The 14,023-nt window shown below is 70.1% G+C and carries 9 protein-coding genes; 6 read left to right on the top strand and 3 right to left on the bottom strand.

Annotated elements, in window-relative coordinates; all coding sequences use genetic code 11:
• Positions 1–17: 17 nt before the first annotated feature.
• Positions 18–590: a GNAT family N-acetyltransferase gene (locus tag FB157_RS23650; protein WP_145882605.1), complete on the bottom strand. Its 573-nt coding sequence runs from the start codon at positions 588–590 to the stop codon at positions 18–20.
• A 252-nt stretch (positions 591–842) separates the two neighbouring features.
• Here FB157_RS23650 and secA point away from each other — a divergent pair, with 252 nt between their 5' ends.
• Positions 843–3,653 (top strand): preprotein translocase subunit SecA, encoded by a 2,811-nt coding sequence (secA, locus tag FB157_RS23645; protein ID WP_145882604.1) that lies wholly within the window; start codon positions 843–845, stop codon positions 3,651–3,653.
• Positions 3,654–3,751: 98 nt separating this feature from the next.
• Here secA and FB157_RS23640 read toward each other — a convergent pair whose 3' ends face one another.
• Positions 3,752–4,237, bottom strand: a complete 486-nt coding sequence (locus FB157_RS23640) for an Rv3235 family protein (RefSeq protein ID WP_145882603.1) — start codon at positions 4,235–4,237, stop codon at positions 3,752–3,754.
• Between the two features lie 291 nt (positions 4,238–4,528).
• Here FB157_RS23640 and FB157_RS23635 point away from each other — a divergent pair, with 291 nt between their 5' ends.
• Both FB157_RS23635 and FB157_RS23630 read left to right on the top strand, forming a co-directional pair.
• Positions 4,529–5,041, top strand: coding sequence for a DUF6912 family protein (locus tag FB157_RS23635; RefSeq protein ID WP_145882602.1), 513 nt, complete (start codon positions 4,529–4,531; stop codon positions 5,039–5,041).
• Positions 5,042–5,100: 59 nt separating this feature from the next.
• A complete protein-coding gene (locus tag FB157_RS23630; RefSeq protein WP_145882601.1) occupies positions 5,101–5,769 on the top strand; it encodes an HAD family hydrolase in 669 nt (222 codons plus the stop codon).
• Between the two features lie 24 nt (positions 5,770–5,793).
• Here FB157_RS23630 and FB157_RS23625 read toward each other — a convergent pair whose 3' ends face one another.
• Positions 5,794–6,360, bottom strand: coding sequence for a DJ-1/PfpI family protein (locus FB157_RS23625; RefSeq protein WP_145882600.1), 567 nt, complete (start codon positions 6,358–6,360; stop codon positions 5,794–5,796).
• 588 nt (positions 6,361–6,948) lie between these two features.
• Between FB157_RS23625 and FB157_RS23620 the strand changes: the two genes are divergently transcribed.
• The 3 genes from FB157_RS23620 to FB157_RS23610 all read left to right on the top strand — a co-directional run bounded on the left by FB157_RS23620 (position 6,949) and on the right by FB157_RS23610 (position 13,983).
• A complete protein-coding gene (locus FB157_RS23620) occupies positions 6,949–11,907 on the top strand; it encodes an NAD-glutamate dehydrogenase (protein ID WP_145882599.1) in 4,959 nt (1,652 codons plus the stop codon).
• Between the two features lie 146 nt (positions 11,908–12,053).
• The gene (locus tag FB157_RS23615) at positions 12,054–12,527 is read left to right on the top strand and encodes a GtrA family protein (protein ID WP_261386480.1); all 474 of its coding nucleotides are present in this window, start codon (positions 12,054–12,056) and stop codon (positions 12,525–12,527) included.
• Positions 12,508–13,983, top strand: coding sequence for a hypothetical protein (locus tag FB157_RS23610; RefSeq protein ID WP_186581650.1), 1,476 nt, complete (start codon positions 12,508–12,510; stop codon positions 13,981–13,983). Before FB157_RS23615 ends, FB157_RS23610 begins: the two co-directional genes overlap by 20 nt.
• The last annotated feature ends 40 nt before the right edge of the window (positions 13,984–14,023 follow it).

The following is a 14,023-nucleotide window of genomic DNA, read 5'->3' as shown; positions in this document are numbered from 1 at the left end:
GTTTCGTCCGCCTGGGGTCAGATCCGGGCGGGCAGGTACGGTGCCGTGGACGGCAGGCTCAGGTCCGACGGGAGCAGGGAGCCGAGCCAGCAGTCCCGGCGCACCCCCTTGTTGTTGATGGCCGAGCGCAGGGTGCCCTCCATGGTGAAACCGGCGCGCTCCGCCACTGCGCGAGAGGGACCGTTCCCGACCTCCGCACGCCATTCCAGGCGGTCGACGGACAGGGCGAGGAAGGCCCAGCGGGCGGCGGCGAGGGTGGCCTCGGTGATGTAGCCGCGGCCACGGTGCTCCTTCACGGCCCAGAATCCGACCTCGCCGACCCCCAGGGCGCGCATGGTGATCCCGAGCATCCCCGCCAGTTCCCCGTCGGGAAGGAACACGCCGAACGTGTACATCGAGTCGTTCGCCCAGCCGTCGGGCACCATCTGCCCGGTGAAGCTCTCCGCGTGCTCGCGCAGGTAGGGCGACGGGAACTGGGAGATCCAGCGCTGCAGATCGGGGTCCTGGGCGGCCGCGTACACCGCCTCGGTGTCGTCAGGTCCGACGGTGCGCAGCACGAGACGGTCGGTGGGGAGAATGACGGGTTCCATCGGCCGATTCTGCGCGGGCGGCACGCGCCACGCCAGTGCTTTTCGCCGTGTGTGAGCGGGTGATCACACTTCGCGCAATTCCTTGTCGCGGAGCGGCACTATCCGCAGTGCCCGCCCGTTGTCCAGGGTGAAGCAGCCGTCGGGCCGCCAGGCCTCCCGGCGTGGCCGGGTCCTCGCATACGATGGCCGTTGCTCAGTACGTCAAAGGAAAACCGACCGTCCCAGGCCCGACCGGCAAGGAGACCAGCCCCCGTGTCCGTCCTCTCGAAGATCATGCGTGCAGGCGAAGGCAAGATCCTGCGCAAGCTGCACCGCATCGCGGACCAGGTCAACTCCATCGAAGAGGACTTCGTCGACCTCTCCGACGCCGAGCTGCGTGCTCTCACCGAGGAGTACAAGCAGCGCTACGCCGATGGTGAGAGCCTGGACGACCTGCTCCCCGAGGCGTTCGCCACCGTCCGCGAGGCCGCCAAGCGCGTCCTCGGCCAGCGGCACTACGACGTGCAGCTGATGGGTGGCGCCGCCCTCCACCTCGGCTACGTGGCCGAGATGAAGACCGGTGAGGGCAAGACCCTCGTCGGCACGCTGCCCGCGTATCTGAACGCCCTCTCCGGCGACGGCGTCCACCTGATCACGGTCAACGACTACCTGGCCGAGCGCGACTCCGAGATGATGGGCCGCGTCCACCGGTTCCTCGGTCTGACCGTCGGCTGCATCCTCGCCAACATGACGCCGGCCCAGCGCCGCGAGCAGTACGAGTGCGACATCACGTACGGCACGAACAACGAGTTCGGCTTCGACTACCTCCGCGACAACATGGCGTGGTCCCAGGACGAGCTCGTCCAGCGCGGCCACAACTTCGCGATCGTCGACGAGGTCGACTCCATCCTGGTCGACGAGGCCCGTACGCCGCTGATCATCTCCGGCCCGGCCGACCAGGCCACCAAGTGGTACGGCGACTTCGCCAAGCTCGTCACGCGCCTGAAGAAGGGCGAGGCGGGCAACCCGCTCAAGGGCCTGGAGGAGACCGGCGACTACGACGTCGACGAGAAGAAGCGCACGGTCGCCATCCACGAGAGCGGCGTCTCCAAGGTCGAGGACTGGCTGGGCATCGACAACCTCTACGAGTCGGTGAACACCCCGCTCGTGGGGTACCTGAACAACGCCATCAAGGCCAAGGAACTCTTCAAGAAGGACAAGGACTACGTCGTCATCGACGGCGAGGTCATGATCGTCGACGAGCACACCGGCCGTATCCTCGCCGGCCGCCGCTACAACGAGGGCATGCACCAGGCGATCGAGGCGAAGGAAGGGGTGGACATCAAGGACGAGAACCAGACGCTCGCCACGATCACCCTGCAGAACTTCTTCCGCCTCTACGGCAAGCTCTCCGGCATGACCGGTACGGCCATGACCGAGGCCGCCGAGTTCCACCAGATCTACAAGCTCGGCGTGGTCCCGATCCCGACGAACAAGCCGATGATCCGCAAGGACCAGTCGGATCTGATCTACCGGACCGAGGTGGCCAAGTTCGAGGCGGTCGTCGACGACATCGCCGAGAAGCACGAGAAGGGCCAGCCGATCCTCGTCGGCACGACGTCCGTCGAGAAGTCGGAGTACCTCTCCCAGCAGCTCAGCAAGCGCGGCATCCAGCACGAGGTGCTGAACGCCAAGCACCACGAGCGCGAGGCCTCGATCGTCGCCCAGGCCGGCCGCAGGGGCGCCGTGACGGTGGCCACCAACATGGCCGGCCGTGGTACGGACATCAAGCTCGGCGGCAACCCCGAGGACCTCGCCGAGGCGGAGCTGCGCCAGCGCGGCCTCGACCCCGAGGAGCACATCGAGGAGTGGGCGCACGCCCTGCCCGCCGCCCTGGAGAAGGCCGAGCAGGCGGTCAAGGCCGAGAAGGAAGAGGTCGAGGAGCTCGGCGGCCTCTACGTCCTCGGTACCGAGCGGCACGAGTCGCGGCGTATCGACAACCAGCTGCGCGGTCGTTCCGGCCGTCAGGGAGACCCGGGCGAGTCCCGCTTCTACCTGTCGCTGGGCGACGACCTGATGCGCCTGTTCAAGGCCCAGATGGTCGAGCGCGTGATGGCGATGGCGAACGTGCCGGACGACGTGCCGATCGAGAACAAGATGGTCACGCGCGCGATCGCGTCCGCGCAGTCGCAGGTCGAGCAGCAGAACTTCGAGACGCGTAAGAACGTCCTGAAGTACGACGAGGTGCTCAACCGGCAGCGCGAGGTCATCTACGGCGAGCGCCGTCGTGTCCTGGAGGGCGAGGACCTGCACGAGCAGGTGCAGCACTTCATGGACGACACGATCGACGCGTACGTCAGCGCGGAGACCGCCGAGGGCTTCCCCGAGGACTGGGACCTGGACCGGCTGTGGGGCGCCTTCAAGCAGCTCTACCCGGTGAAGGTCACCATCGAGGAGCTGGAGGAGGCGGCCGGTGACCGGGCCGGTCTGACCGCCGAGTTCATCTCCGAGTCCATCAAGGACGACATCCGCGAGCAGTACGAGTCGCGCGAGGCCCAGCTCGGCTCCGAGATCATGCGTGAGCTGGAGCGGCGGGTCGTGCTGTCGGTCCTCGACCGCAAGTGGCGTGAGCACCTCTACGAGATGGACTACCTCCAGGAGGGCATCGGCCTGCGCGCGATGGCTCAGAAGGACCCGCTGATCGAGTACCAGCGCGAGGGCTTCGACATGTTCACCGCGATGATGGAGGGCATCAAGGAGGAGTCCGTCGGCTACCTGTTCAACCTGGAGGTCCAGGTCGAGCAGCAGGTCGAGGAGGTCCCGGTCGAGGAGGCCCCGCCGGTGGTGGAGGGCGTCCAGGACACGGTGCCGGCGCAGGCGGGTGCGCGTCCGGAGATCCGGGCCAAGGGGCTCGACGTTCCGCAGCGGCGGGATCTGCACTTCTCCGCGCCCACCGTGGACGGTGAGGGCGGCATCCTGGAGCGCGACCTCGAGGACGACGAGCCGGTGCGCTCCGAGTCGGACGGGCTGACGCGTGCGGAGCGCCGTCGGCAGGCCAAGGGCGGGCGGCGCCGCAAGAAGTAAGGCGCGGCGCATCAGCCGTTGAACGAGGGCCGGGTCTCCTGTCGGGGGCCCGGCCCTTGGCTTGTCGTGCGGCTGCCCCCGGCTGTGCAGGGGGCTCGTCACGCCTCGTCGGCGTGGGGGCGGCTCGGGATGCCGAGTTCCACCGCCGTGCAGCGCCAGCGGAGGTCCGGGCCCTGTTCGAGGCGGAAGGCCATCGCACGGCGTTGGTCGCCGGCGGCGATGCGGGCGAAGACCTCGAGGGCGCCGGCGCGGGCCACGTAGTAGCCGATGTCGTCCACGACCGGGCGGGTGCCGTGGGTGCGCAGGGGGCCGCGTTCGGCGAGGCGGGCGAGGTCGTCGTAGGCGCGGCCCGCGGTGTGCCGGAGCATCCAGTGAACGGGGCGCTGACCGCTCAGGACGGCCAGCAGACGGTCGGCGAAGAGGTCGGTGGGGCGTGGCTGCGTCACGGCCGCCTCCGGCGCCGTACGGGCCCTGCCACGGGCGGGGTTGCGGGGCGGTGCGCTGCCGGGGCGGCGGGAGTCGTGGCGGGTCGGCGGGCGGTGTCGCGGGCGGGGCTGGGGCTTGCGGCTCATGACCTTGTTCATCGGGGTCCCCGTTCGGTCGGCCCGGTTGATACCGGGCGGTAACTCGCTGGTGGGGATCTTGTACGGGGGTGGGGACGGCCGTCGCAAGGAAGGCGGGGCGGGTGGCGAGGGGGCGGCTGCGTTCACCTATCCGGGTGGTGAGGGGACGGGGAAATCCCGTGGTTGAGCGGCCGGACCGGGTGAGTTCGGGGGCGCCGGGTGGACGCGGTCCCGGGTGTGGGCGGGGACTCGAAAGGGGACGGGCGCACGTATCCTGAAGGCCCGTCGGTGACCAGGAAAGAGCGGCCAGCCATGCGCGTCTACGTCCCCCTGACCCTCCCCGGTCTCGCCGAGGCGCACAAGACCGGTGAGCTGGGGACCGGCCCGTTCGTCGCGTACGCCGTCACGCCCGCGTTGCGTGAGTGGTACCTCTCCGACGACATCGAAGAGCTGGAGTACGCGGCACTCAGCCGCGCCGCGCTGGCTTCGCTGCGGCTGCTGGCGGCCGATCCGGGTGCCGTACGGCGCCGGGTCGTGGTCGCCGTCGACGTGTCCGACGGCGCCGCCACGGCGGACCCGGACCGCGGGCTCGATCCGGCCGCGCTCGGCGAGGTGACGGTGGCCGGCACGGTGGCGCTCGCGAAGGCGGCGGCCGTGCATGTCGACGCCGACGACGCGGAGGACGAGGTGGCCGCGGCGGCGGAGGCGCTGCAGGCGGCCGACGGCGGGGACGACGACGCGCAGTTCGTCGTGGACGGGGCCGACGACCACGAGCTGCTGTGGTTCGCCACGCAGGAGATTCCCACCCTGGTGCACGGGGTCTGAGCAGGCCCCGGCCCGTCTGCCCGCCCTGATTGTCAGTCGGGGCGGGTACGGTTTTCGGCATGGGGATGCACGGAAGCGCGCACATCGTCTGGGACTGGAACGGGACCCTGTTCCACGACAATGACGCGATCATCGGGGCGACGAACGCGGCCTTCGCCGAGCTGGGGCTGGCGCCGATCACGCTGGAGCAGTACCGCGCGCTGTACTGCGTGCCGGTGCCGAAGTTCTACGAGCGGTTGCTCGGGCGGCTGCCCACGGATGCCGAGTGGGAGCAGATGGACGAGGTCTTCCACCGGTACTACGCGGAGCACCGGGTCCGCTGCGGGCTGACCACGGGCGCGGCCGAGCTGCTCGCGGGATGGCGGTCTGCGGGGCACAGCCAGTCGTTGCTGAGCATGTACGGGCACGAGGAGCTTGTGCCGCTGGTACGGGGCTTCGGGATCGAGTCGCACTTCATACGGGTCGACGGGCGTACGGGACCGTCCGGTGGCAGCAAGGCCGAGCACATGGTGCGCCACCTCAAGGCGCTGTCCGGGGCGGTCGAGGTGGCGCGGACCGTGGTGATCGGTGATGCCGCGGACGACGCGGTTGCCGCGCGGCACGTGGGGGCGGGAGCCGTGCTGTACACCGGGGGGTCGCACAGCCGGGCCAGCCTGGAGGAGGTCGGGGTTCCGGTCGTGGACACGCTGGCCGAGGCGGTGGCGGAGGCGCAGCGGCTGGCGGCGTGAGCCTCGCCCGATCCTCCCCGGCGCTCAGCTGACCGGCGCCTTGGCCCTGAGCACCTTCAGGAACTCCCGCATCCACGCCGGATGGTCCGGCCAGGCGCGGGAGGAGACCAGGGTGCCGTCGACCACCGCTTCGCTGTCCTCGAAGTGGGCTCCCGCGGTCTGCATGTCCAGTTCCAGGGCCGGGTACGCCGTGACGCGGCGGCCGCGCAGGGTGTCGATCGCGGCGGTCAGCAGAGGGCCGTGGCAGATCTGGGCGACGGGCTTGTCCGCGTCGAAGAAGGCCTTGAGGATCTTGCGCAGTTCGGGGTCGTTGCGCAGGTACTCGGGGGCGCGGCCGCCGGGGATGACGATCGCCGCGTACTGACCGGGGTCCACCTCGGAGAAGGCGAGGTCGGCGGGCCAGGTGTAGCCGGGCTTCTCGGTATAGGTGTCGAAGCCGGGCTCGAAGTCGTGGACGACGAAGCGGAGCGTCTTGCGGGTGGGAGCCGCGATGTGGACGTCGTAGCCTTCCTCGCGCAGCCGCTGGTAGGGGTAGAGGACTTCCAGGGACTCCGCTGCGTCGCCGGTGATGATGAGGATCTTCGCGGGCATGTCGGCTCCTCCGGGGCGGCACTGTCCCCTCCGCGGGGGACGGGCACTGTTGCAGGCAACGTGCCTTCCCAGGGCGTGCTTGCCAAGAGGGCCCGTCGCTTTCAGGGTGCGTCCCGCGGCGTCCGGGCGCGACCGGATACGCCACCTGCCACCGCCCCGCCCCTGTGCAGAACGTCAAACTTCGACCCCCTGTTTTGTACACATACGGCTCATGACGGGGCCCGGGTAGGGAGCGATAGCCTTGTGGCGTGATCAGCGCGATATCTCGCGGGGGCGATCCTGCTCCCGCCCTGCGCCCGGGTTGCACGGAACACCTCCGTGACCGGGCGGCGGTCGCTGGTCTTCGCGGGCGGGACGGGGGCGCGGAAGCCCCCAGGACGCCGATGACGGCCCGGGAAGCGGCGGTGCCGAGAGCAGCGTCACATCTGACGGGCGCGCCAACAATGGCCGAATACCCCCCGCTCATCTCACCTCGCGGCATAGCGTCGGATCGGTCCGGAAACCCCGGGCCGTGGCGTCGAGCCGGAGGGGAAGAGACCGTTTTTCCTTCTACGTCACGCAACGGCGCGCGACAGGAGCCAGAGGACAATGCAGACCAAGCTGGACGAAGCCAAGACCGAGCTGCTCGAACGGGCCGCCCGGGTAGCTGAGAACAGCCCGGTCGGGGGGCACCTACCGACCGGGACGACGGGCGAGGGATCCGCCGGCACTCCCGACACCGAGTCCGTGCTCGCGTTCCTCCAGCGCTACTACCTGCACACCGCCCCGGAAGACCTCTCGGACCGCGACCCGGTCGACGTCTTCGGCGCCGCGGTCTCGCACTACCGGCTCGCCGAGAACCGCCCGCAGGGGACCGCCAACGTCCGGGTGCACACCCCGACGGTGGAGGAGAACGGGTGGACCTGCAGCCACACCGTCGTGGAGGTGGTCACCGACGACATGCCCTTCCTCGTCGACTCGGTCACCAACGAGCTGACCCGGCAGGGACGCGGCATCCACGTCGTCATCCACCCGCAGATCGTCGTCCGGCGCGACCTCACCGGCAAGCTCATCGAGGTGCTGCCCGCCGCGTCCCTCGCCGGCGACCTTCCGCACGACGCGCACATCGAGTCCTGGATCCACGTCGAGATCGACCGCGGGACGGACCGCGCCGATCTGAAGCAGATCACCGCCGACCTGCTGCGTGTCCTGTCCGACGTCCGCGAGGCCGTCGAGGACTGGGAGAAGATGCGGGACGCGGCGGCCCGGATCGCCGACGAGCTGGTGAGCGAGCCCCGGCCGGCCGACCTTCCCGCGCCCGAGGTCGAGGAGGCCCGCGAGCTGCTGCGCTGGCTGTCCAGCGACCACTTCACCTTCCTCGGCTTCCGCGAGTACCAGCTGCGCGAGGACGACACCCTCGCCGCCGTTCCCGGCACCGGCCTCGGCATCCTGCGCTCCGACCCGCACCACGCCGAGGACGACCAGCACCCGGTCAGCCCCTCCTTCGAGCGGCTGCCGGCCGACGCCCGGGCCAAGGCCCGCGAGCACAAGCAGCTGGTGCTGACCAAGGCGAACAGCCGGGCCACCGTGCACCGGCCGTCGTACCTGGACTACGTCGGCGTGAAGAAGTTCGACGCGGACGGCAACGTCGTCGGCGAGCGCCGTTTCCTCGGTCTGTTCTCCTCCGCCGCCTACACCGAGTCCGTCCGCCGGGTCCCGGTCATCCGGCGCAAGGTCGACGAGGTCCTGCAGCGCGCCGGCTTCTCGCCCGAGAGCCACGACGGCCGCGACCTGCTCCAGATCCTGGAGACCTACCCGCGCGACGAGCTGTTCCAGACCCCCGCCGCCGAGCTGCAGGCCATCGCGACGAGCGTCCTGTACCTGCAGGAGCGCCGCCGGCTGCGGCTGTACCTGCGCCAGGACGAGTACGGCCGCTACTACTCGGCCCTCGTGTACCTCCCGCGGGACCGCTACACCACCGGCGTCCGGCTGCGGATCATCGACATCCTGAAGGAGGAGCTCGGCGGCATCAGCGTCGACTTCACCGCCTGGAACACCGAGTCGATCCTGTCCCGGCTGCACTTCGTCGTCCGGGTCCCGCCGGGCACCGAGCTGCCCCAGCTGTCGGAGGCCGACAAGGACCGCATCGAGGCCCGCCTGGTCGAGGCCGCCCGCTCCTGGGCGGACGGGTTCGGCGAGGCGCTGAACGCCGAGTGCGGCGAGGAGCGCGCGGCCGAGCTGCTGCGCCGCTACTACGGCGGCAACTCCTTCCCGGAGGGCTACAAGGCCGACCACAGCCCGCGTGCGGCGGTCGCCGACCTGATCCACCTGGAGCGGCTCAGCGAGGAGAAGGGCAACGACTTCTCGCTCAGCCTGTACGAGCCGGTGGGCGCGGCCCCCGGTGAGCGCCGCTTCAAGATCTACCGCAAGGGCGACGCGGTCTCGCTGTCCGCCGTGCTGCCGGTCCTCAACCGGCTCGGCGTCGAGGTCGTGGACGAGCGGCCGTACGAGCTGCGCTGCGCGGACCGCACCGTCGCCTGGATCTACGACTTCGGCCTGCGCCTGCCCAAGGCGCTGGCCGGCCCCAGCGGCGACTACCTCGGCGACGACGGCCGTGAGCGGTTCCAGGAGGCGTTCGCCGCGACCTGGACCGGCCAGGCGGAGAACGACGGCTTCAACGCCCTCGTGCTGAGCGCCGGGCTGAACTGGCGGCAGGCGACGGTGCTGCGCGCGTACGCCAAGTACCTTCGGCAGGCCGGCTCCACCTTCAGCCAGGACTACATGGAGGACACCCTCCGCAACAACGTCCACACGACCCGGCTCCTCGTCTCCCTGTTCGAGGCGCGGATGTCCCCGGACCGGCAGAAGGCCGGCCTGGAGATCGTGGACGCCCTGCTGGAGGAGCTGGAGGCGGCCCTGGACCAGGTGGCGAGCCTGGACGAGGACCGCATCCTGCGCTCGTTCCTGACCGTCATCAAGGCGACCCTGCGCACGAACTTCTTCCAGGAGGCGCTCGGCGGCCAGCCGCACGAGTACGTGTCCATGAAGTTCGACCCGCAGGCCATCCCGGACCTGCCCGCGCCGCGCCCGGCCTACGAGATCTGGGTGTACTCGCCGCGTGTCGAGGGCGTGCACCTGCGCTTCGGCAAGGTCGCCCGAGGCGGCCTGCGCTGGTCGGACCGCCGTGAGGACTTCCGTACCGAGATCCTCGGCCTGGTCAAGGCGCAGATGGTGAAGAACACCGTCATCGTGCCGGTCGGCGCCAAGGGCGGCTTCGTCGCCAAGCAGCTGCCGGACCCGGCCGTCGACCGGGACGCATGGCTGGCCGAGGGCATCGCCAGCTACAAGACGTTCATCTCGGCGCTGCTCGACATCACCGACAACATGGTGGCCGGCGAGGTCGTGCCGCCGCAGGACGTGGTCCGCCACGACGGCGACGACACCTACCTGGTGGTCGCGGCCGACAAGGGCACGGCGACGTTCTCCGACATCGCCAACGGGGTCGCCGAGAAGTACAACTTCTGGCTCGGCGACGCCTTCGCCTCCGGCGGCTCGGCCGGCTACGACCACAAGGGCATGGGCATCACCGCGCGCGGCGCCTGGGAGTCCGTGAAGCGGCACTTCCGCGAGCTGGGCGTGGACACGCAGACCGAGGACTTCACGGTCGTCGGCATCGGTGACATGTCCGGTGACGTGTTCGGCAACGGCATGCTGCTGAGCGAGCACATCCGCCTGGTCGCCGCCTTCGACCACCGGCACATCTTCATCGACCCGACGCCGGACGCGGCCACCTCCTACGCCGAGCGCCGCCGTCTGTTCGAGCTGCCCCGCTCCAGCTGGGAGGACTACAACACCGAGCTGCTGTCGGCGGGCGGCGGGATCTTCCCGCGCACGGCCAAGGCGATCCCGCTCAACGCGCACATCCGTGAGGCCCTGGGCATCGAGGAGAAGATCTCCAAGATGACCCCGGCCGACCTGATGAAGGCGATCCTCCAGGCGCCGGTGGACCTGCTGTGGAACGGCGGCATCGGCACGTACGTGAAGTCGTCGGCGGAGTCCAACGCCGACGTCGGCGACAAGGCCAACGACGCCATCCGCGTCGACGGCGGCGACCTGCGCGTCAAGGTCGTCGGCGAGGGCGGCAACCTGGGCCTGACCCAGCTGGGCCGTATCGAGTTCGCGCTGCACGGCGGCCGGATCAACACCGACGCGATCGACAACAGCGCCGGTGTGGACACCTCCGACCACGAGGTGAACATCAAGATCCTGCTGAACGGCCTGGTCGCGGACGGCGACATGACCGTCAAGCAGCGCAACAAGCTGCTCGCCGAGATGACCGACGAGGTCGGCGCCCTGGTGCTGCGCAACAACTACGCGCAGAACACGGCGCTCGCCAACGCCCTCGCCCAGTCCAAGGACATGCTGCACGCGCAGCAGCGGTTCATCCGCCACCTGGTCCGCGAGGGCGACCTCGACCGGGCGCTGGAGTTCCTGCCCACCGACCGCCAGATCCGCGAGCGGCTCGGCCAGGGCCAGGGCCTGACCGGGCCGGAGACGGCCGTCCTGCTGGCGTACACGAAGATCACGGTCGCCGAGGAGCTGCTGCACACCTCGCTGCCGGACGACCCGTACCTGCGCACCCTGCTGCACGCGTACTTCCCGACGGCGCTGCGCGAGCGGTTCGCGGACGCGGTCGACAGCCACCCGCTGCGCCGCGAGATCACCACGACCGTGCTGGTCAACGACACGGTCAACACGGGCGGTACGACGTACCTGCACCGCCTGCGCGAGGAGACGGGTGCCTCGCTGGAGGAGATCGTCCGCGCCCAGACCGCGGCCCGCGCGATCTTCCGCTCGGCGCCGGTGTGGGACGCGGTCGAGGAGCTGGACAACAAGGTCGACGCGACCGTCCAGACCCGGATCCGGCTGCACTCGCGCCGCCTGGTCGAGCGCGGCACGCGCTGGCTGCTGAACAACCGGCCGCAGCCGCTGCAGCTCGCCGAGACCATGGAGTTCTTCGGCGAGCGGGTCGAGCAGGTCTGGCAGGAGCTGCCCAAGCTGCTGCGCGGTGCGGACCTCGAGTGGTACCAGCACGTGTACGACGAGCTGTCCGCCGTCGGCGTCCCGGACGAGCTGGCCACCCGCGTGGCCGGGTTCTCCTCGGCCTTCCCGGCGCTGGACATCGTCTCCGTGGCCGACCGCATGGGCAAGGAGCCGCTGGACGTCGCCGAGGTCTACTACGACCTCGCCGACCGCCTCAGCATCACGCAGCTGATGGACCGCATCATCGAGCTGCCCCGCGCCGACCGCTGGCAGTCGATGGCCCGCGCCTCCATCCGCGAGGACCTGTACGCGGCCCACTCGGCGCTCACGGCGGACGTCCTCGCGGCCGGCAACGGCTCCTCCAGCCCGGAGCAGCGCTACCAGGCATGGGAGCAGAAGAACTCGGCGATCCTGGGCCGGGCGCGCTCCACCCTGGAGGAGATCCGCGGTTCGGAATCCTTCGACCTCGCCAACCTGTCGGTGGCGATGCGGACGATGCGGACGCTGCTGCGCACGCATTCGTAGCCGTACGGCAGTCGTACGACTCAGGACGCCCTGGGCCGATGTCATATCGGCCCGGGGCGTTCCGTTTCTTGCCGACCTTTAGGCAAAAAAGATCAGCGAATTTACCCTTTCCTGCTAATCGGCGCGTTTCCGATATGGTCTGCGGTGTGACAGTGAACCTCACCGAGACCCGCCCGGTGGCAACCGCGCCGGCTCCGGCCCGGCCCGTCACGCGTGTCGTGCTGGAAGTCGTGAAATTCGGGGTCGTCGGCGGCAGCGGCGTCCTCGTCAATTTCCTGGTGTTCAACCTGCTGCTGCACGGCCTGCGTTGGCAGGCGATGACCGCGACGGTCCTGGCCAGCTGCATCGCGATGGCGACCAATTACCTGGGCTTCCGCTATTACGCCTATCGCGACCGGGCCTCGCGCTCCCGCCGTCAGATCGTCCTGTTCTTCGTCTTCAGCGGTCTCGGCGTGGTGATGGAAAGCGGCCTGTTCTGGGTCGGTTATCACGGGCTCGAAATGCACAGCGCGTTCGAATCGAATGTGGCGAAGGCGCTATCGATCGTGCTCGCCTCCGCCTTCCGTTTCCTCGTCTACCGCACCTGGGTGTTCCAGCAGGATGCGCGCCGCGCCGCCTAGCGCCGCGAGCGTGGTGCGGGCGTTGCCGCAGGCCGCCGCCGCGCTGGTACTGGTGCTGATGCTCCTGGTGATCGTCCGCCTGCCCTGGGCGGGCGACCTCGGCATGCACGCGGCCACCGTGCAGCGGCTGCGGCACAGCCTGCTGAACCCCGGGAACCCGCTGGTCGCCGCCGACACACCGAGCCCGTACTACTCGCCCTGGATGCTGCTGCTGGGCTGCCTCGCCAGGATCACCAGCCTGTCGGTGTTCGACGTGCTGCGGATCGGCGCGGTCGTCGGGCTCGGCCTGCTGGCCACCGGGGTGTGGCGGTACGTCCGCACGCTCAGCGCCCACCGTGCGGCGCCCGCCCTGGCGATCCTGAGCCTGCTCTTCCTCTGGGGCCCCCTCCTCTTCAACTGGAGCGGCTTCCTCGGCCTCAACTCGCTCGCGCTGACGGTGTCGTACCCCAGCGTGTTCGCGCTCGGCCTGTCCTTCCACTTCTGGGCCTGGCTCACCCGGGCGCTGCGCGCCGAGACCCGCTGGGCGGTGTGGCTGGGACTGGGGCTGCTGTGGGGGCTGATCCTGCTGTGCCACCAGTTCACCGGGGTGGTGGCCTCGCTGGGCGCGCTGGCGATGGTGATCGCGGCACGGCCGGGCCGTGAGGTGCTGCTGCGGCTCGGTGCCGCTCTGGCCCTCGGCGTGGTGCTGCTGTGGCTCTGGCCGTACTACGACTTCTTCTCGCTCTTCTCCGCGGGCGCGGACCTCGAGGCGATCCACCGGCCACTGTACGACCACCTCGCCGAGCGGTTCGGGCTGGCGCTGCTGGGGGTCGTGGCGCTGGGCCTGCGCGCGCGCCGGGACCGCTGGGATCCCCTCGTCCTCTTCTTCGTCCTCGGTGTGCTGGTGTTCGCCGCCGGCGGGCTGACCGGGCACTACTCGTGGGGTCGCGCCCTGCCGGCCGTGCTGATCCCCGCTCAGCTGGCGGCCGCGCTGGAGGTCGTGTCGGCGGGGAAGCGGGCCGTGCGAGCGGGCTGGGCGTGCGCGCTCGGCGCCGCGCTGGCCGTGGGCGCGTGGGCGCAGGCGGGGACGCTCGGGTACGTGGCCGGGCGGGACGCGTTGCCCGGTGCGGTCGCGGCGAAGTACCACACGCCGTGGGTCGGGTATCAGTGGATCACGCCCTGGGTGAAGTACGGGGACGTGGTCATGGCCCGTACGTTTCCGTCCCGGCAGATTCCCGCGTACGGGCCCTACACCGTGGCTCCCGGGTATCCCGATGTGTTCCTGCCGGACGCGGGGAGGCGGGATGCGGCGGTGACGCGGTACTTCGCGGCGGGTACGTCCGGAGACACGCGGCGGGCGATAGTGCGGGAGTACGGGGTGCGCTGGGTCGTGGGCGGCAAGGGGGCCGCGGAGCCGTGGTTGCGGCAGGTCGCCACCGGACCGGGTGGACAGGTGCTGTACCAGGTGGCGCGCTGACCGCCGCCGTACACCGCGGCCACACAGCCGACGGGGCTGC

The organism is Streptomyces sp. BK340, from assembly GCF_007827595.1.
Lineage (GTDB): Bacteria > Actinomycetota > Actinomycetes > Streptomycetales > Streptomycetaceae > Streptomyces.
This window is presented reverse-complemented; position numbering and strand designations above follow the sequence as displayed.

What these genes read in the sequence shown, in the direction of transcription:
- FB157_RS23650 (WP_145882605.1), bottom strand. Translation starts at nt 590, where the DNA reads ATGGAACCCGTCATTCTCCCCACCGACCGTCTCGTGCTGCGCACCGTC.
- FB157_RS23640 (WP_145882603.1), bottom strand. Translation starts at nt 4,237, where the DNA reads ATGAACAAGGTCATGAGCCGCAAGCCCCAGCCCCGCCCGCGACACCGC.
- FB157_RS23635 (WP_145882602.1), top strand. Translation starts at nt 4,529, where the DNA reads ATGCGCGTCTACGTCCCCCTGACCCTCCCCGGTCTCGCCGAGGCGCAC.
- FB157_RS23630 (WP_145882601.1), top strand. Translation starts at nt 5,101, where the DNA reads ATGGGGATGCACGGAAGCGCGCACATCGTCTGGGACTGGAACGGGACC.
- FB157_RS23625 (WP_145882600.1), bottom strand. Translation starts at nt 6,360, where the DNA reads ATGCCCGCGAAGATCCTCATCATCACCGGCGACGCAGCGGAGTCCCTG.
- FB157_RS23620 (WP_145882599.1), top strand. Translation starts at nt 6,949, where the DNA reads ATGCAGACCAAGCTGGACGAAGCCAAGACCGAGCTGCTCGAACGGGCC.
- FB157_RS23610 (WP_186581650.1), top strand. Translation starts at nt 12,508, where the DNA reads ATGCGCGCCGCGCCGCCTAGCGCCGCGAGCGTGGTGCGGGCGTTGCCG.